General features: G+C 39.3%; 18 protein-coding genes. 9 read left to right on the top strand and 9 right to left on the bottom strand.

Translation table 11 applies throughout. The annotated features are described in order from the left end of the window. Nucleotides 1-48: 48 nt before the first annotated feature. The 5 genes from ABFU83_RS17295 (at nucleotide 49) to ABFU83_RS17275 (ending at nucleotide 5,012) form a co-directional block, all read left to right on the top strand. A complete protein-coding gene (locus ABFU83_RS17295) occupies nucleotides 49-969 on the top strand; it encodes a type IX secretion system membrane protein PorP/SprF (RefSeq protein WP_347067248.1) in 921 nt (306 codons plus the stop codon). Nucleotides 970-988: 19 nt separating this feature from the next. Next, nucleotides 989-2,863 carry an OmpA family protein gene (locus tag ABFU83_RS17290; RefSeq protein ID WP_347067767.1) on the top strand — a complete coding sequence of 625 codons (1,875 nt, stop codon included), beginning with the start codon at nucleotides 989-991 and terminating at the stop codon, nucleotides 2,861-2,863. A 263-nt stretch (nucleotides 2,864-3,126) separates the two neighbouring features. Then, nucleotides 3,127-3,933, top strand: coding sequence for a hypothetical protein (locus tag ABFU83_RS17285; protein ID WP_347067766.1), 807 nt, complete (start codon nucleotides 3,127-3,129; stop codon nucleotides 3,931-3,933). 4 nt (nucleotides 3,934-3,937) lie between these two features. After that, nucleotides 3,938-4,579, top strand: coding sequence for a hypothetical protein (locus tag ABFU83_RS17280; protein ID WP_347067764.1), 642 nt, complete (start codon nucleotides 3,938-3,940; stop codon nucleotides 4,577-4,579). After that, entirely contained in the window at nucleotides 4,566-5,012 is a 447-nt protein-coding gene (locus ABFU83_RS17275; RefSeq protein WP_347067762.1) for a hypothetical protein, read from the top strand. The genes ABFU83_RS17280 and ABFU83_RS17275 overlap by 14 nt, the downstream gene beginning before the upstream one ends. 28 nt (nucleotides 5,013-5,040) lie before the next feature. Here ABFU83_RS17275 and ABFU83_RS17270 read toward each other — a convergent pair whose 3' ends face one another. Further along, on the bottom strand, nucleotides 5,041-5,472 hold the full coding sequence (locus ABFU83_RS17270; RefSeq protein ID WP_347067761.1) for an XRE family transcriptional regulator: 432 nt from the start codon (nucleotides 5,470-5,472) through the stop codon (nucleotides 5,041-5,043). Nucleotides 5,473-5,680: 208 nt separating this feature from the next. Here ABFU83_RS17270 and ABFU83_RS17265 point away from each other — a divergent pair. Continuing rightward, nucleotides 5,681-6,906 (top strand): IS3 family transposase gene (locus tag ABFU83_RS17265; RefSeq protein WP_347067162.1). Its coding sequence is split into 2 segments (ribosomal slippage): nucleotides 5,681-6,020 and nucleotides 6,020-6,906, totalling 1,227 coding nucleotides; the frame shifts between segments, so codons are not numbered across the junction. A gap of 42 nt (nucleotides 6,907-6,948) precedes the next feature. On the opposite strand, the gene clpX is transcribed toward ABFU83_RS17265, so the two are convergent. The 8 genes from clpX to ABFU83_RS17225 all read right to left on the bottom strand — a co-directional run bounded on the left by clpX (nucleotide 6,949) and on the right by ABFU83_RS17225 (nucleotide 15,339). Beyond that, entirely contained in the window at nucleotides 6,949-8,181 is a 1,233-nt protein-coding gene (gene clpX / locus ABFU83_RS17260; protein ID WP_347067759.1) for an ATP-dependent Clp protease ATP-binding subunit ClpX, read from the bottom strand. A 48-nt stretch (nucleotides 8,182-8,229) separates the two neighbouring features. After that, nucleotides 8,230-8,889 carry an ATP-dependent Clp endopeptidase proteolytic subunit ClpP gene (gene clpP, locus ABFU83_RS17255; protein ID WP_347067757.1) on the bottom strand — a complete coding sequence of 220 codons (660 nt, stop codon included), beginning with the start codon at nucleotides 8,887-8,889 and terminating at the stop codon, nucleotides 8,230-8,232. 80 nt (nucleotides 8,890-8,969) lie between these two features. Next, nucleotides 8,970-10,295, bottom strand: coding sequence for a trigger factor (tig, locus tag ABFU83_RS17250; protein WP_347067755.1), 1,326 nt, complete (start codon nucleotides 10,293-10,295; stop codon nucleotides 8,970-8,972). Between the two features lie 124 nt (nucleotides 10,296-10,419). Then, nucleotides 10,420-10,758 (bottom strand): phage holin family protein, encoded by a 339-nt coding sequence (locus ABFU83_RS17245; protein ID WP_347067753.1) that lies wholly within the window; start codon nucleotides 10,756-10,758, stop codon nucleotides 10,420-10,422. A gap of 85 nt (nucleotides 10,759-10,843) precedes the next feature. Continuing rightward, nucleotides 10,844-12,424: a G-D-S-L family lipolytic protein gene (locus ABFU83_RS17240; protein ID WP_347067752.1), complete on the bottom strand. Its 1,581-nt coding sequence runs from the start codon at nucleotides 12,422-12,424 to the stop codon at nucleotides 10,844-10,846. A gap of 35 nt (nucleotides 12,425-12,459) precedes the next feature. Then, complete coding sequence (locus tag ABFU83_RS17235) at nucleotides 12,460-13,713, bottom strand: outer membrane protein transport protein (protein ID WP_347067750.1); 1,254 nt, start codon at nucleotides 13,711-13,713, stop codon at nucleotides 12,460-12,462. Nucleotides 13,714-13,858: 145 nt separating this feature from the next. Then, a complete protein-coding gene (locus ABFU83_RS17230) occupies nucleotides 13,859-14,626 on the bottom strand; it encodes an alpha/beta fold hydrolase (RefSeq protein ID WP_347067748.1) in 768 nt (255 codons plus the stop codon). After that, nucleotides 14,626-15,339 (bottom strand): pyridoxine 5'-phosphate synthase, encoded by a 714-nt coding sequence (locus tag ABFU83_RS17225; RefSeq protein ID WP_136404520.1) that lies wholly within the window; start codon nucleotides 15,337-15,339, stop codon nucleotides 14,626-14,628. Before ABFU83_RS17225 ends, ABFU83_RS17230 begins: the two co-directional genes overlap by 1 nt. A gap of 95 nt (nucleotides 15,340-15,434) precedes the next feature. Between ABFU83_RS17225 and ABFU83_RS17220 the strand changes: the two genes are divergently transcribed. The 3 genes from ABFU83_RS17220 to ABFU83_RS17210 all read left to right on the top strand — a co-directional run bounded on the left by ABFU83_RS17220 (nucleotide 15,435) and on the right by ABFU83_RS17210 (nucleotide 17,824). Then, complete coding sequence (locus ABFU83_RS17220; protein WP_347067745.1) at nucleotides 15,435-16,094, top strand: CBS domain-containing protein; 660 nt, start codon at nucleotides 15,435-15,437, stop codon at nucleotides 16,092-16,094. Nucleotides 16,095-16,103: 9 nt separating this feature from the next. Then, nucleotides 16,104-16,988, top strand: a complete 885-nt coding sequence (locus ABFU83_RS17215) for an NAD kinase (protein ID WP_347067743.1) — start codon at nucleotides 16,104-16,106, stop codon at nucleotides 16,986-16,988. Between the two features lie 152 nt (nucleotides 16,989-17,140). Next, nucleotides 17,141-17,824: a DUF6089 family protein gene (locus tag ABFU83_RS17210; protein ID WP_347067742.1), complete on the top strand. Its 684-nt coding sequence runs from the start codon at nucleotides 17,141-17,143 to the stop codon at nucleotides 17,822-17,824. The last annotated feature ends 1 nt before the right edge of the window (nucleotide 17,825 follow it).

Genomic DNA, 17,825 nt, shown 5'->3' with positions numbered 1-17,825 from the left:
ACCTGCCTGAGTGATCGGGCAGGGACTTTATCTACAAACAGTATACCAATGAAGAAAATATATTTGACCGCCTTTTTAGCCCTGATCGGATTAAAAGAGGCCTCAGCACAACAAGACCCACATTATACACAATACATGTATAATATGAATGTCATTAACCCGGCGTATGCCGGTTCGAAGGAGACGTTATCCTTTGGTTTGTTATACCGCAAGCAGTGGGTTGATCTTGAAGGGGCTCCGTCTACGGCTACCTTTTCGGGTCACAGTCCGGTAGGTAAGAATGTAGGATTGGGACTTTCGGTAATTTCGGACAAGATCGGTCCTGTGAAAGAGAATAATGTGTACGCTGACTTCTCCTACACCTTAAACCTTGGTGGTGAACACAAACTGGCTTTGGGATTAAAAGCGGGAGCGACTTTCCATAAAGTTGGACTATTATCGGATGTAAGTCCGTATGTTCCGGATGCGAACGACCCTGCTTTTGCCGAGAACACCAGCCGAACGTTTTTTAACGCGGGAGCGGGATTGTTCTACTATACCAATAAGTACTATTTGGCAGCTTCGGTACCTAACATGTTAAAGTCGACGTATTTGGATTATAACGGCCGTAAATTCGGAAGTGATACCCAACACTATTTTGTAACGGGGGGATATGTATTCGATTTAAGCGAGAATGCAAAATTCAAACCGTTCTTTATGGTGAAGTCGGCCTTCGATGCGCCAACTTCGTTTGATGTGTCGACCAACTTCCTTTTTTATGACAAATTCGAAATCGGAGCTACTTACCGATTGGACGATTCCTTTGGAGCCATGGTTAACTATGCCATTACGCCAAGCCTTCGTATCGGATATGCCTACGACCATATCGTATCCGATTTAAAAGTAACCACACCTTCTTCGCACGAAGTCATCTTGTTATTCGATGTTAACTTCTCTAAGAAAGTGTCCCGATCTCCGAGATATTTCTAATATAAAAGCGACCTAAGACATGAAGAATTTATATATCACTTTAAGTTTTGTGATCGCTAGTTCGACACTATCGGCACAAAACAAAGACACCCAAAGCGCCGACAAACTCTACAACAGATTTGAGTATGTCGATGCTGCCAATGCTTACCTGAAGCTGGTAGACAAAGGCAAAGCGGACGGATACGTTTACAAGCAACTGGCCGACAGTTACTACAACGTATTCAATGCTGCCGAAGCCTCCAAATGGTACGCTAAGGCGATCAGCGAAAAGCACGACGATGCCGAGACCTATTACCGTTATGCCCAGATGTTAAAAGCACAGGGGAAATATGACGAGGCGAACAAGCAAATGCAGAAGTTTGCCAGTATGGCTCCGAATGATCAGCGTGCGATCGCATTCAAGCAAAACCCGAATTATCTGCCAAAACTAAACGAAAAGGCGAAATCCTTTGATATCAAAAACATGGATATCAACAGTGATAAATCGGATTTTGGAGCGGTTTTAACCAATGATAACACCCTTTATTTTGCCTCAGCGCGAAACACTTCGCGTAAAACCTACGGATGGAACGAACAACCGTTTTTGGATTTGTACAGTGCTACGTATAATTCCGATGGAACTTTTAGTCAGCCGACACCGGTAGAGAGTATCAACTCGAAATACCACGACGGACCGGCTACGATCAGTGCCGACGGTAATACGATGTATTTTGCCAGTGAGAGTTTTAAAGAAGGTATGTTTGAAAAAGACAAAGCTCAGAAATTGAAATTCGGACAGGTAAACTTGTTTAAAGCCACTAAAAACGGAAATCAATGGAGTAACATTACTTCATTACCGTTTAACAGTAAAGACTATTCCACCAGTAATCCAAGTTTGAGCAAAGATGGTAAAACACTTTACTTCTCTTCCAATATGCCGGGATCGGTAGGTGGTGTGGATATCTGGAAAGTAGCGATCAATTCGGATGGAACTTACGGCACACCGGAGAACCTTGGTAAGAAGATCAACACCGAAGGAAATGAGAGTTTCCCGTTTATCACGGATGACAACAAATTGTATTTCTCATCAGACGCCCGTCAGGGGTTTGGAGGAATGGATGTGTATGTGATCGACTTAAACAAAGGAACGGATGCTACTAACGTAGGAAAACCGGTAAACTCGGAGAAAGACGATTTCGCGTTTAGTTTTAATACGACTAAAAACATCGGATTTGTATCGAGTAACCGTGCCGGAGTCGATAACATCTATATGGCGATTCCGGTTTGTGGTGTGGAAGTGGTTTCTTTGGTTAGAGATGCAAAAACAGGCGCTAAATTATCCGGTGCCCGTGTAGCGATCTTAGACGAGAAGAACAATATCATTTCAACTAAAACCACTGAGGCAGACGGTACGGTATCGTACGCTGTAGAATGTGATAAAGCCTATACCATTCAGGTAGCGAAAGACGGTTATGAAAGCAACAACTTCCCGGTTAGCAAAACCAAAGGAGGTATCGTGAACATCAACGCCGACTTACAGCCAATCGAACAGATCGTAAAAGAAACAGAGGTTGTATTAAACGACATCTATTTCGAATTCGACAAGAGCAATATTACCCAACAAGGCGCTTTTGAGTTAGACAAGTTGGTTCAGGCGATGACTGCCTATCCAAACATGGTGATCATGGTTAAATCCCATACCGACAGCAGAGGTAGCGATAAATACAACATGAATTTATCCGACCGTCGTGCGAAGTCCACGGTTCAGTATATCTTATCTAAAGGAATTGCTAAGGACAGAATCTCTGGTAAAGGTTATGGAGAAAGCGAGCCTAAGATTAACTGCGGTGCTAACTGTACCGAAGAAGAATATGCACAAAACAGACGATCAGAATTCCTGATTGTTAAAAAGTAATATTATTAACACCTGACAGGTTTTTAGAAACCTGTCAGGTGTTACATACAGTAAAGGCGACCAATTGGTCGCCTTTTTTATTGCCTTATAAGCTCGTTAGTTATTGAGTAACAAATCCATTTAAAGACAAATCAAGACATATTGAGTCTTGATTTTTACCTCAGGCTATTTCTTTTTAACTTAAAACACCTGTTAACTTCAAAACCTTTCAGGTATTAAAAGTATTCCCTAATAAACGATAAATCATTTTTTAATGACATTCTATGAAGGCAAAACTAATAGCAATCGTTCTTCTTTTACAGTTTTTCTCCTGCGATGTAGAACCTTTAAAAGAATCCTTTCCGGATCAGTCTTCTGATAGCAAATCAACGATGCCAATTTATAATTCAAACAATATAAATTTAAACCCTATCTATGATTATCAGGGGAATTTTATGGGAACGGATAATCAGGGATTTGAAGGAGAAGTCCTTTTCATGGATAAAAACATTTTCAGAATATTAGGGGGCTATAATAATGGAACAGATAATTCGAAAAAAGGAGGAATTCCCCATCAGGTAGCACTACACTACGGGCTAAAGTTACATGAACTGGCAAAAGACGGGATTTCTCAATCTGAAAGCGATATGATAAATAATGCTATAACACACATTGTCGGGCAAACAAAATCTCCGGGATTTCGTTTAGATGATTTACACAATGGTCAAACCTCAACGAATTATAGTTGGCTTGATAACGCTAATCCTGCAAATAGCGTATTTACATCTTCAAACGAAGGAGAAAGACTTGGCTTTAACAAAGATGAAATTCCGGTAAGCGTTAATGGCAACAAAATGACCTTTAACTTAATAAGCACAATGTGGACTTCTAAAGGACAATTTACGGTTAACAATATTCAAAACGCATCGATACATGAAGGACAAGGTCATATCGTAAATCATGTTCCCGGCACAGGAAAAGAACACGCCAAAGCCTATGAAATGCAAATGAGCCATTCTACCTGGTCGGGTACCACCAAAGAATGGAAAGCCAAAGTTACAGAAGGATATTTACAACAATTAAGAGATTAAAAAAATGAAACGCGTATTGATCATAATAGTAAGTCTGGTTGTTCTTTCCTGTACGGATAAAAAAGATATTCCTATTCCTGAAAACGCTATAACCGCGAAATGTGAAAAAATTATTATATCCGATTCGTTTGATTTTCCTATCCCCGCCATAAATTTTATTATATCCTTTAAAAACAATAGTAATCAAGAGATCAAATTATTCAATAACACTTTACGTAAATCGGACGCGTACTTCCAAGCCGGTGTTTTATTAAAAAGTTCAGAAACGGTAACTCCAATCGGTGCTTTTGGAATTTCAAATTATTTACGTTTAAAACCTTATTCAAAAACTGCTTATATCTTTTCGTATAGCAAACAACACCCTGGTAAGTGGTTAATCGCTAATAGAACAGGAAGAAAAGCGTTACTGGATTTTACAAACAAAGTCACATTAAACTATCATTATGAGGAAAAAATAAATGAGTATTTAGCAAAGACCAAAAATAAAAATGACCGCGAAAACTCAATGAGAACAAAAGACCTTAATTATTCGTTTCAAGCCGGAAAAGATTTCACAATACTCAAGGACAATCCGTTAATTGAATTTGATAATATCTTAAATATTGACACTTTGATGAAAACCTGTAGGCAGTATGAACAAAAGTGATACTCATAAAGAAACACAAATAAAGTATTGGCTGTTTATAGTTGTCTTTTGCTTGGCATCAACCTATTTGAATCATGCATTAGTAAAACCTTTTTGGGGAACAAGTCCTAAAAACAACACTTTTGTTACCAGTTTAGAAGCTTTAACAACAATATTTTTCCTTCCTATATGCCTTTCCCTATTCAATTTTTTGATGGCAAAAAGATACGCTTTAAACTACCGGTTCTTTATACTCAATACAGTTTTAGTATTGTTTTGTATTTGGTTATCGGCTTATTTTCATTTTGAGAATTGGGCGAATTATACCGGTCTAAAATCCAATCCGGATGAAGCTACCATTGAAGTTGACGGGTTTACTAAATTAGCGGGATATTGTATTAGTTTAATTTGTATGTCGATAGCTTTTGCATCCCTAAAACATCAAAACACCTGACAGATTTCGAAAACCTGTCAGGTGTGTTTTATTTATGTTTAAGTAACTCCTTTAGTTCCGCCATCATTTCTTCCTTTTCTTTTAGCATCCGTTCGTATAACGCAATTTTATCATCATACAATTCGACTATTTTATCTATTGGATTAAATGTTGGTTGATGATTTAAAAAAGCAGGATAATGGCAATTATCAAAAGAGGCCGTATTCGAAATAATGTTCATAGCTTGTTCTTCATCAAAGTTTTCAATGGCCTGAACCGGTATTTTTAATATTGCTGCTACCTGTGTCAGTATATTGGTTTCAATAGTTTCTCTTTGTTCCAGTAAAGACACTTTTTTCTGGTTCCAGTCGTCCCCAAGTTCATAAGCAAAGGCCTCCTGTTTAATGCCAAGCATTTCGCGGAAACGTTTAATATTTCTCCCTTGATGTACCTTTTTGTCTGGTGTCTCGAACTGTGACATAATTACTATTTTTTAATGAATAACGGGTATAAATATAATTAAAATTATGCTTCTAAATTATCCCAAAAAAGGACAATATAGTTTTTACATCTTTTATAGTTTTTACACCTGACCCGTTTCAAAAACGGGTCAGGTGTAGTGTAAATAAAAAAAGGCTATCCAATTGGTGTCCCGTCCTGAAATAAGTTGACACCAAATCGACTTTATTATGAAAGACAAAGAAAGCAAGGCTATTAAGCGTAGTCAAAAGGATTACAACATGGCTTTTAAATTAGCTGTAATTACCCGAGTTGAACAAGGTGAAATGACTTATAGGCAGGCTCAATCTGTTTATGGAATCCAGGGAAGAAGTACTGTTTTGGTTTGGCTTCGAAAATATGGTAACTTAGACTGGAGTAAACCAAATCTGTTATTTATGTCTAAATCTAAAGAAACCCCGGCTCAAATTATTAAACGATTAGAGAAAGAACTGGCCGATGAGAAACTTCGAAATACGATTCTCAATACGATGATCGACATTTCTGATAGTCAGTACGGAACTCAGATCCGAAAAAAGTTTTCTCCCAAACCATCTTCCGACTCCGGGAAGGAGCAGGAATAAGTTTGTCCAAAAGTTGCCGATTGTTTGGGATGAGTAGACAAGCTATATATCAGGAACAAAAAAGAATCTTCCATCGGGAATCTGCCTTACTCAAAGTAAAGCATCTGGTTCTTTCTTTGCGATTGGAAATGCCACGTATAGGAACACGTAAACTATATTATCTACTTTCGAAGCAATTTGATCAACAGGGTGTAAAGATAGGTCGTGATGCTTTATTTGATTATCTAAGAAGGGAGAAGTTACTTGTTAAACCAATGAAGAGTTACACTAAAACTACCTATTCTAAACATTGGCTACACAAGTACGAAAATCTTTTGAAAGAATGTGAAATTAACCGTCCCGAACAGGTATACGTTAGTGATATTACTTATATCAAATCACATCAGAAAACGCATTATCTATCTTTAGTTACTGATGCTTATAGTAGAAAAATAATGGGATACAAACTCAGTGATGATATGAGTTCTGAAAATGTGGTACAGGCATTAAAAATGGCTGTACTGAATAGGAAATCAACATTACCACTGATACATCACTCCGATAGAGGATTACAATATTGTTCTAAAATTTATCAGAAAGTATTAGCTAAAAACGGTATTACGCCCTCTATGACCGACGGATATGATTGTTATCAGAATGCGTTAGCTGAGAGAATAAACGGAATTTTAAAAAACGAATTTTTGATTTATAAATGTAAAGACGGACAAACATTAGAAAAACTCATAAAAACAGCAATACAAACCTATAATAATAAAAGACCACATTTGAGTCTGAAAATGAAAACACCTAACTTTATACATCAAAAAAACCAGCCAGAAAACCTGACTGGTTAATATATTTTTATTCTAAAATCTGTCAACCTATTTTAGGACGACTCATGATACTGCTTTTAATCGTTGTAACAGATTTTTATCTAACGAATGTTCGGCATATTTTTTGTCAATTACCAGTTCTTTTTCATCCGAACCCGGTAGTTCGTACATCGCATCGGTTAAGATCGCTTCGCATAACGAACGCAGTCCTCTGGCACCTAATTTATACATCAACGCTTTCTCTACAATAAAATCCAACGCATCGTCAGTGATCGAAAATTCAACCTCATCCATTGCGAATAGTTTTTTGTATTGTTTTACCAAGGCATTTTTAGGTTCCGTTAGAATAGCGCGTAAAGTTTCGCGATCCAAAGGATCCATATGCGTTAGCACCGGTAAACGTCCGATAATCTCCGGGATCAGTCCGAAATCTTTAATGTCTTTCGGGATGATGTATTGTAACAGGTTGCTTTTATCCACCTGATCGGCATTTTTAGACGCTGTATACCCTACCGCCTGATGGTTTAAACGTTTGGAAATGATTCGCTCAATACCGTCGAAAGCACCACCTGCGATAAAAAGGATATTTTGGGTATTCACCTCCACAAACTTCTGATCCGGGTGTTTACGTCCTCCTTTAGGCGGCACATTTACCACCGTTCCTTCCAATAGCTTTAACAACGCCTGTTGCACGCCTTCTCCGGAAACATCTCTGGTGATGGATGGGTTATCGCTTTTACGGGCAATTTTATCAATCTCGTCGATAAATACAATGCCGCGTTCGGCTTTTGCCACATCATAATCGGCAGCCTGTAAAAGACGGGTTAGAATACTTTCCACATCTTCCCCAACATATCCGGCTTCGGTCAATACCGTAGCATCTACGATTGCCAATGGTACATTTAGCATCTTGGCAATGGTTTTGGCCACTAATGTCTTACCCGTACCGGTTTGTCCCACCATGATGATGTTACTTTTTTCAATTTCCACTTCATCGTCCAATTGCTTTTGCAATAAACGTTTATAGTGGTTATATACGGCAACGGACAATACTTTTTTGGTTTGCTCCTGTCCGATCACATACTGATCCAGGAACGCACGTATTTCCTTAGGCTTGCTCAACACCAAATCGGCCAGCAACCCGGAATTCTCACTCTGCTTTAATTCTTCTAAAACAATCCCGTGTGCCTGTTCAATACATCTGTCGCAAATGTGCGCATTGATTCCGGCAATCAGCAGGTTTGTTTCTGGCTTTTTTCTTCCACAAAAAGAACACTCTAATACTTCTTTAGCCATTTTTATTTTCTTAAAAAGTGAAGATGCCGCGAAGCATCTTCGAAAAAATTATTGTCTGATTAATACTTCATCGATCATTCCGTATGCTTTGGCCTCGTGTGCGATCATCCAGTAATCACGGTCACTGTCATGGTGTACTTTATCCATAGGCTGTTTGGAGTGTTTCGAAATGATTTCGTATAACTCGTTTTTCAGTTTTAAGATCTCACGGGTTGTGATTTCGATATCGGACGCCTGACCTTGCGCTCCTCCAAGCGGTTGGTGAATCATCACACGGGAATGTGGTAGCGCCGAACGTTTTCCATCGGCTCCGGCACATAATAACACCGCACCCATAGAAGCGGCAATTCCGGTACAAATGGTAGCTACATCCGGTTTAACCAGCTGCATGGTATCGTAAATTCCCAATCCGGCATAAACGCCTCCACCCGGTGAATTGATATAGATACTGATGTCTTTAGTCGCATCTACACTTTCCAGGAACAACAATTGCGCCTGGATAATGTTGGCTACATAATCGTCAATACCTGTTCCCAGGAAGATAATTCTATCCATCATTAATCGGGAGAAAACATCCATAGAAGCCACGTTCATTTGACGTTCTTCTATGATATATGGTGTCATACTACTTACGATTTTATCGTAATACATGCTATTGATACCGTGATGTCTGGTAGCATATTTTTCAAATTCTTTTCCGTAATTCATAGTAATTTTTTTGTTTAAAATTAAAAAGAGCGTCAGACAAGTTAGTCTGACGCTCAAATATACTTATTTTTTAGTACAAATTATTCTCCGTACATTTCTTTAATAAAGTCTTGGTAAGAAACTTCTTTAGTTTTTGCAGAAACCTTTTCTTTGAAAACATTTAGCATCTTTTCGTTCATTACCTGCTCCGAAAGACGTTTTACTTCTTCCTGGTTTGACAATACACGTGCAACGATATTTTCTACCTCAGCATCAGACGGATCCATTTGTCCGAACTGTGCCATTTGCTTTTTGATCAAGTCAGCAGTAAATGCTTTTAGATCTTCGAAAGTGATTTGCAAGTTGTTTTCAACGATTACTTTGCTTTCGATTAATTGGTAACGCAATCCTTTTTCCGATTTCGCATACTCTTCGTTAGCTTGTTCTTCGGTTAATGGATTCTCACCTACCGTCTGGATCCATTTTTTAAGGAATTCCGCTGGTAATTCGAATTTTGTGTTTTCGATTAAGAACTCAGTAACATCGTTTAAGAATTTCTGATCCGCTTGTGTAGCAAATTGCTTGTCCGCATCTTCTTTGATTTTCTCTTTTAATTGCTCCACAGAAGTTACTACTCCTTCACCGAACAATTTATCCAATAATTCCTGGTTGATTTCCGCTTTTTCAGTGGTGTTTACTTCTTCGATTGTAAAGTTTACTTCGATATCCAAACCGTGAACGTCATCGTGACCCACTTTTAGATAATCCATTAATTTGTGATCGTCATCAAACAAACCTTTAGTGCTAACAGTTACTACGTCACCTACTTTTTTACCGATGAATTTTTTGATCGTTTTTTTATCTTTAAAGATATCCAACGTAATGTTTGTGGTATTGTTGATTCCTTTTTCCTCGTTTGAGAAAGTACCTCTTAAATCGTCACCTTCTTCTACTTTCTCTTTAGAGATCAATTTCCCGTATTGTTTTTGGATACGCTCCACTTGTTCGTCCAACATAGCGTCGTCTACAACGATGTTGAATTTCGTGATATCGTTTTTAGCCGTTAAATCAACTGAAAATTCAGGAGCAAGACCTAATTCGAATTCGAATTTATAATTATCGGTATCCCAATCGAAATCTTCCGTAACTTTTGGAAGCGGATTCCCAAGGATATCTAATTTTTCTTCAACTAAATAGTTGTTTAATGAATCTTGCAACAATTTATTTACTTCATCAAGAAGAACCGCTTTACCATATTGCTTTTCAATTAAACTCATGGGTACAGCACCTTTTCTGAATCCAGGGATACTAGCATTTTTGCGATAATCTGCTAAAACTTTTTGAACCTGACCCGCATAGTCTTCTTTTGTAACTTCAACTGTTACAATCGCATTTAATGCATCAACATTGTTTCTTGTAATATTCATTATTTTATTTTTTACATACTAAAATTGGGTTGCAAAATTATGTATTTTTTACAACCCAACCAAGTTTTTAACTTATTGTATCTCAATAAGCTAAAAAATATCTTTTAAAATCGCGTTTTCTACTTTAGTCTTTCACAAAAAGATTCAGTAACCACTGACAAACGGAAAGGACAACACTAAAAAGTAAGGCACTTACAAACGATTTGACTTCGAAGCCATCGATCAGATAATCACAGATTAAAATCATTACCGCGTTGATCACCAACAGGAACAATCCCAGCGTTATCACCGTTACCGGCAGCGTAAAAAACACCAGTATCGGTTTTAAAAACGTATTGAGTAAGGCCAGAACCACCGCAACGATAAGTGCCGTTTTGATGCTATCTACCGAAACACCCGGTAAAAATTTAGCCAACACCACCACAAGGATGGTTGTAAGAAGGAGTCTAACAAGTAAATTCATATTATTTTGTTTCGTTTCGAAGTATAAAAATATAAAAAAGCACTGAATAATCAGTGCTTTTTATAATGTAATACCTTACGGTGTTTTAATTTTCAATCAAAACAGTCGCTCCCGGATAGGTTCCGGCGCTTACCAATGGTAATTTTGCATGGTAGTAATTATTGATCACTTTGATCACTTCATTCGCGATAACGGCATATCCTCTGGCGTTCGGGTGTACCCCGTCTAAAGAGAACAATACAGTATTAATACCAGCCGTACTAAAATAGTTCGCCGTATAAATCTGACCGTCTTCTACTCGCAATCCACTTACCAATTGGTTCATGATTGCATTCATATCGGCAACAGCCAGGTTTTTAGCAGCAGCTTTTGCGCGGATGATATTGTTAAAATCGGCAGTTGCTGCCGCAATCGCATCTTTTTCAGACGGAATCAAAATGTGTTTATCTTCTAGCGGATAGGTAACTCCATATTTATTCAATGGATATGGGATTCCAGCCGGAGCTGTTCCGATAGCTGTTCTGGTAGTCAACAACACCAAGTCGTTATTGGTTGTTTGTCTCGCTTGTCCGAAGATCTGTCCGTATTGCGCTGCCAATGTTGGACCTAATGTTGGTGTAAATGCTGCCGTTAACTGCGCCGAAAGATTCGTTAAGGTCTCATCTTTAATCAACAATGGATTCTGACCTGTTGCCGAAAGCAAGTTGATACGATCACCTGCACCAAAAGCCGTTAAAGCCTGTTTAAGTGGACCATACAACTGAGAATTTAACTGCTGAAGTGTTGCCTGACCTGTTGGGTCAAGTTGCGGATCCGCTAATAAAGCAACTGTAATCGGGTTGTACGGAACCGTTGTAAAGAACGGAATCGCCGTTACCGAAGGAATCGTAGCCACAACACCTTTAGCACCATTTGATGTCAACTGATCAATAATTGCTCCATAAGCCATCGAAAACACGGCAGACGGTGTAATATCAGCCGACCCGGTTCCGGAAGTAGAACCTGATCCACCATTGGTTGCATAACCTAATACGTCGTTATTCCCAATCCAGTTAGTAAAGAACGTCGGATTTTTCGTCATCGCATCCCCAATTACGGTAGAATTTGGTGTTACGGCATGACGCACGAAGTATGGGTTTGCCGTTCCGGTTGCCAAATTGGCGATATTTCCATATCCCTGTAAGGTTAAATGGAACGTTTTTGCTCCCGGTACTCCCATATTGTTATAAGCCGTAGCTTGTAATGTAGATGGACTTACATTAATTGTTGAGGTTCCTGCAATATTTTGAGGTCCACCAACTGAAGCATTAATAATCAATCGTGTTGGAAACGCATTTGCCTGTGCACTTGGAAAAGGCTGTCCATTGATCAACAAACCTCCCAGATTACCGGTATCTTCGGCATAAGAAGGCTGTGTAAATTCACCACCACCTACAACTGCAAACTGGTGTGCCAAGATGTTCGGGAAGGAATACTGTTGTCCCACGCGAGACACCGTACCATCCATATAACCCGAAGTTAATGAGTTTCCGATGGCTACATACGAACTAAAATCAGCGTCTCCTGCCGAGTAACTCGCATTGCTCACCTCGTTTTCAAATTCCGGCTCACAGGATGCTAGTCCCAATGCAGCCAAAACAGCAAAGTATATAAATTTATTTTTCATGTTAAATTCCGATAAAAAGATTAGACGATTAAGGATTAGAAGCTATAGGTTACCCCTAAACCTGGTGAAAACACTGATGATTTATACGTTCCACCAAAACTAACATTTTGGTTCGCTCCTTCAGTATAGTGATCATAACTGTTATTCACTTCGTCGAAATGCAGGTACAGGAAGGACACATCAACTCCAAAACGTTTTCCGATCTGGTACGTTAAACCACCGGTATATCCCATAGAACTGTTTCTTGGTGTTTCCGGAGCGAAATAACCATCCTGAACCGGACTTTCGTCATGATACCATCCGGCACGGAAAGTAAATTTCTCATTCGCTTTATATTGTGCTCCTACTCTGTAGGTAGTGGCATCTTTATAATTTCTCGGATTGTTAGACGTTGGCGCACCATTTGCGAATTCAACCACCAAAGCTTTATAGGCACTCCACATCGCTCGGTTGATATCAAATGCTACCAAAAACTTATCGGTAATCTGGTACGACAAACCTGCTGTTAACTCCGCCGGCAAAGGCAAGTCGGCATTAAATTTCGTATTGGTTAGCGTTTGCTGTAAGAAAGCCGGAACATCGTGGAAAGTAGCATCTCCGTCACGGGCTTCCATAACGATTTTAGAACGGTAGTTTACCCCTAAACGCATTTTATTGGTTGGGTTAAACATAAAACCTACGTTATATCCCCATCCGGAAATTCCTTTTGCATCCAAGGTTACATCCGGACGATTTCCGTTGGCATCGGTGATATTATCACCACGGAACAGGTTTCTGTTGAATTCAACCGAACCGTTCACATAGATAGGTCCACCACCCACACTGAAATATTCGTTTACTTTTAAGGAGATTGTTGGCTGAACATAAAACGATTTCAAATCAATTTTATTCACTAAATGAGCGCCCTGCCAATCCTGGTTCCAGGCTACTTCACTACCATATGGTGTATACACCGCGATTCCGGCAGAAAGCCAGTCGGTTATTCTGTAGGAAGCATAAATATTGAAAGGCGTTCCGGTATTACTGGTAGAAGCATTCCAATTGTACATTTCATTCTGGAATTTTGTTTTTGCTGTAAGGATATTAGCACCAACAGAGATATTAAATCGATCTTTCAAGTAGGACATTCCTGCCGGATTAAAGAACAATACCTCTGCACTATTTACAACAGCAACTCCTGTATGTCCCATTGCCAATTGCTTCTGCCCTTGAAGACTCACACGATACCCGCCTGCAAAAGCACTCGAAGAAGCCAGAGCTAACAATGTTAAAGATAGCAGTTTTCTCATAAGTTAAAAATGTGTTAGTTTTATTTGTTTACGTTCAAATATTGATTATATCAAATTTATAACAAAATATGGATTTTACAATTTTTTTAAGAAAAATATTATGCACTCATAATAATTATTCTTTTATATTAACAACCTTATAATTTTATCCTTTTAAGAATAAAATTACTGCTGTAAAAAAATCGCCTGGATTTTCGGCATGCAACCAGTGACCTGCGTTTTTAATCGTTTCAATTTTAGAAAACGGAAAATGATGTTCGATCAATTCGGCATCTTCACTTTTGATGTAACCCGAATTTTCACCTTTTAAAAAGAGTACGGGCTTATCAAAATGACCTTCATACGGCAATGACTCCCCTATCACTTCCTGATTTCTTACAAAAACATCCAGATTAAATCGGAATGCCAATTGTCCGGGTTCCTTCCAGTACAGGTTTTTCAGCAAAAACTGTCGCGTGCCGAAATCCGGAATATAAGTTTCAACAATAGCCTCCACTTCACTTCTACCCGGTTTTTGAGAAAAGTTGACCGCACTCAAACCTTTCAATATATCCTGATGATGCGGCGCATATTGTTTCGGACCGATGTCGGCCACAATAAGCTTATCCACCAGTTCCGGATAGGTAACAGCGACTAACATTGCTACCTTACCGCCCATGGAATGCCCTAAAAGATCAATATGCGTCAGATTGTGTTGCTGACAATACTCAAAGACATCATCGGCCATCAATTGATAACTGAATGCATCCGAGTGAAAACTTTTCCCGTGGTTTCGCATGTCCAGCGCATGTACTTCATACCCTTCGGCAGCAAACTGAGTTCCCAATGTCTTCCAGTTGTCCGACATACCCAAAAAACCATGAATAATAAGCAATGGTTTTCCGGCTCCTTCAATTCTTGAATACAAACTCATTATTTCATCCGTTGTAAATACATATTCACTACATTCTCCAGTCCAAGGTAAATCGATTCCGAAATCAGCGCATGTCCGATCGAAACCTCCAACAATCCCGGTATATTTTCTTTAAAGAATTTGATGTTATCCAAACTCAGATCGTGCCCGGCATTAATCCCCAGATCCAGTTCGTTAGCCAAAGCCGCCGCCGCCGCATATGGTTCGATTCCGTTATAATTTCCCAAACCGTATTCATGTGCAAACGCTTCGGTATACAATTCAATCCGGTCGGTTCCGGTTTCTTTGGCGCCGGCCACCATTTCCAATACCGGATCGACAAAAATGGAGGTTCGGATTCCGTTACGTTTAAACTCCGCAATCACCTCTTTTAAAAAATCTTTATTCCTGATGGTGTCCCATCCGGCATTTGAAGTCAGTGCATCATCCGCATCCGGCACTAATGTTACCTGAGTGGGTTTGGTTTCCAAAACCAGATCCATAAATTTCTTTACCGGATTTCCTTCAATATTATATTCGGTATGCACAACCGCAACCAAATCTCTTGCATCCTGATAACGGATATGTCTTTCATCTGGTCGGGGATGAACGGTAATTCCCTGCCCTCCAAACTTCTGAATATCTATGGCCACCTGTAACAGGTTAGGCACATTCCCTCCTCGTGAGTTGCGCAACGTCGCTATTTTATTAATATTTACCGAAAGTTTTGTCATAATCAATCTATTTTCCCACAAAAATACAAAGTATAATTAAGCGGTAATCTCCTATTTTTTGATTATTTTGCATTCGATTATAAGACCCACTTACCATGACTGAAATTTCCGACTACATCATTAAGGAGATTAATCCGCTTTGCACCGACGAGAGTATCGAAACGGCACAAGACCTTTTTCTGGAATTTCCGTATAGTCATTTTCCGATAGTCGAAAATGGCATCTATATCGGATGTATCGGTGCGCACGATGTGGAATTACTGGATCACGATATGAAAATCGGTGATTTCCGGTATACCTTCGAACGTTTTTTTGCCCGAAAAGACACGATGTGGCTGGATGTTCTGGAAGTTTTTGCCAAAAACGAAACCAATCTGGTTCCGGTACTGGACAACGACAACAACTATCTGGGTTATTACGAAATGGACGACATCATCCGTTTTTTTCACGAAACCCCATTTTTACGGGAAGAAGGTGGCATCCTTATTGTCGAAAAAGGCGCAGAAGAATACAGCATGAGCGAAATCAGTCAGATCGTCGAAACCAACAATGCCCGGATATTAGGGATGTTTATTTCGAAAGCCGAAATGGACCGCGTTCAGATTACGGTCAAAATAAGCCTTGGCGGTTTAAACGAAATCATTCAAACCTTCCGCCGGTATAATTATGAGATCGTCTCCGAACATCAGGAAGACGCCTATCTGAACAACCTGAAGGATCGATCCGACTATCTGGACAAATATTTAAACATTTAAAAGACACGTATGAAAATAGCAATTTACGGTTATTACTACCAGAAAAACACCGAAGAGATTATCCATAAAGTATTCGATGTTTTTAAAAACTATGAAACAGAGGTGGTATTTGAAGCCGACTTTCATACGACACTATTGGAAAAAGGAATTATCGACAAATCGTATTCGACATTTTCCAATCATACCCAACTCGACAGTTCGGTTGCGTTTTTTATCAGCATTGGAGGCGACGGTACGATGTTGCGTGCGGCGACCTATGTTAAAAACAAAAACATCCCGATTGTTGGAATCAATGCCGGGCGATTGGGTTTTTTAGCCAATGTACAACAAGACGCCATCGAACATTTGCTACCGCTATTATTCGAAGGCAAGTATAAAATTTCGCAACGCTCCTTATTAAGCCTGGAGTGTTACCCGGACGAATGCAATATTTACGATCTGAATTTTGCATTGAACGAAATCACTGTTTCCCGAAAAGACACCACTTCGATGATTACCATTGAAACCTGTCTGAATGGCGAATACCTGACTTCCTACTGGGCGGACGGACTGATTATTTCCACACCAACCGGATCGACCGGCTATTCCTTAAGCTGTGGCGGTCCCGTGATCACTCCGGAAGTGAAATGTATTATCATCACGCCTATAGCGCCACACAACCTGAATGTTCGCCCGTTGATTATTTCCGACGATACCGAAATCAAACTTAAGGTTTCCGGAAGAGAGCCTCAGTTTCTGGTATCGCTGGATTCCGGAACCAAGGCAATCGACAATGAAACCGAGATCCATATTAAAAAAGCACCGTTTACCATCAACATGGTTGAATTTCCGGAGGAAGGCTTCCTAAAAACACTTCGCAACAAATTACTTTGGGGAGAAGACAAAAGAAATTAAACGATTTTTTAAAAATGAAGTCATACTAGAAACGGCAATATCCCGTTTTATTGTTCTATGCCAGATCGCCTCAGTCAAAAAAAAGCTGAAAAAGCGAGCAATTAAATGGTTTAGAAATCAATATTATTATATTTGCACACTATTTTAGAAAAATGAGTCGAATTCTTATTGCATTTTTACTGATATTCACCTACACAAATTCGCACGCTCAGATTAACGAGCTGGGTATTTTTTTAGGCGGAAGCAACTATGTAGGAGATGTGGGGCCAACGAGTTACATTGCGCCGAAAGACTTTAGTTTTGGTATTTTATACAAATGGAACCGAAGCAAAAGACATTCCTACAGGATTTCCTATACACAGGGAAAAATAAGCGCAAGTGATGCCGACTCGAAGGTTTCCGGAAGAAAGGACCGGGGTTACAGCTTTGAAAATTCTGTAAAAGAATTATCTTTAGCACTCGAATTCAACTTTTTTGATTTCGATTTACATGATTCCGGACCGATAACTACTCCTTATATTACCACGGGAGTGAGTTTATTCCGCTATGACGAATTGTATGTATTGAACGGCACCACGCGTACAGACGATTCCCGAAATGCTTTTGGTATTCCGATTATTGCGGGAATCAAAACAAGGCTGACGGATAGTTTTATCCTGGGATTTGAAGTAGGCGCCCGTTATACCTTTACAGACAATTTGGACGGAAGTAATCCCAAAAACGACCAGTTTAAACGATTACAATTCGGAAATCTAAACAGTAACGACTGGTATGTTTTTTCGGGAATAACCTTAACGTATACGTTTGGGCAAAACCCATGTTTTTGTGCAGAATAAA

It is taken from the genome of Flavobacterium sp. WV_118_3 (assembly GCF_039778605.1).
Taxonomy (GTDB): Bacteria; Bacteroidota; Bacteroidia; order Flavobacteriales; family Flavobacteriaceae; genus Flavobacterium.
Note: the sequence above shows the minus strand (reverse complement) of the source record. Positions and strands in the feature narration are given on the sequence as shown.

What these genes read in the sequence shown, in the direction of transcription:
- ABFU83_RS17295 (WP_347067248.1), top strand. Translation starts at nt 49, where the DNA reads ATGAAGAAAATATATTTGACCGCCTTTTTAGCCCTGATCGGATTAAAA.
- ABFU83_RS17290 (WP_347067767.1), top strand. Translation starts at nt 989, where the DNA reads ATGAAGAATTTATATATCACTTTAAGTTTTGTGATCGCTAGTTCGACA.
- ABFU83_RS17285 (WP_347067766.1), top strand. Translation starts at nt 3,127, where the DNA reads ATGAAGGCAAAACTAATAGCAATCGTTCTTCTTTTACAGTTTTTCTCC.
- ABFU83_RS17280 (WP_347067764.1), top strand. Translation starts at nt 3,938, where the DNA reads ATGAAACGCGTATTGATCATAATAGTAAGTCTGGTTGTTCTTTCCTGT.
- ABFU83_RS17275 (WP_347067762.1), top strand. Translation starts at nt 4,566, where the DNA reads ATGAACAAAAGTGATACTCATAAAGAAACACAAATAAAGTATTGGCTG.
- ABFU83_RS17270 (WP_347067761.1), bottom strand. Translation starts at nt 5,472, where the DNA reads ATGTCACAGTTCGAGACACCAGACAAAAAGGTACATCAAGGGAGAAAT.
- clpX (WP_347067759.1), bottom strand. Translation starts at nt 8,181, where the DNA reads ATGGCTAAAGAAGTATTAGAGTGTTCTTTTTGTGGAAGAAAAAAGCCA.
- clpP (WP_347067757.1), bottom strand. Translation starts at nt 8,889, where the DNA reads ATGAATTACGGAAAAGAATTTGAAAAATATGCTACCAGACATCACGGT.
- tig (WP_347067755.1), bottom strand. Translation starts at nt 10,295, where the DNA reads ATGAATATTACAAGAAACAATGTTGATGCATTAAATGCGATTGTAACA.
- ABFU83_RS17245 (WP_347067753.1), bottom strand. Translation starts at nt 10,758, where the DNA reads ATGAATTTACTTGTTAGACTCCTTCTTACAACCATCCTTGTGGTGGTG.
- ABFU83_RS17240 (WP_347067752.1), bottom strand. Translation starts at nt 12,424, where the DNA reads ATGAAAAATAAATTTATATACTTTGCTGTTTTGGCTGCATTGGGACTA.
- ABFU83_RS17235 (WP_347067750.1), bottom strand. Translation starts at nt 13,713, where the DNA reads ATGAGAAAACTGCTATCTTTAACATTGTTAGCTCTGGCTTCTTCGAGT.
- ABFU83_RS17230 (WP_347067748.1), bottom strand. Translation starts at nt 14,626, where the DNA reads ATGAGTTTGTATTCAAGAATTGAAGGAGCCGGAAAACCATTGCTTATT.
- ABFU83_RS17225 (WP_136404520.1), bottom strand. Translation starts at nt 15,339, where the DNA reads ATGACAAAACTTTCGGTAAATATTAATAAAATAGCGACGTTGCGCAAC.
- ABFU83_RS17220 (WP_347067745.1), top strand. Translation starts at nt 15,435, where the DNA reads ATGACTGAAATTTCCGACTACATCATTAAGGAGATTAATCCGCTTTGC.
- ABFU83_RS17215 (WP_347067743.1), top strand. Translation starts at nt 16,104, where the DNA reads ATGAAAATAGCAATTTACGGTTATTACTACCAGAAAAACACCGAAGAG.
- ABFU83_RS17210 (WP_347067742.1), top strand. Translation starts at nt 17,141, where the DNA reads ATGAGTCGAATTCTTATTGCATTTTTACTGATATTCACCTACACAAAT.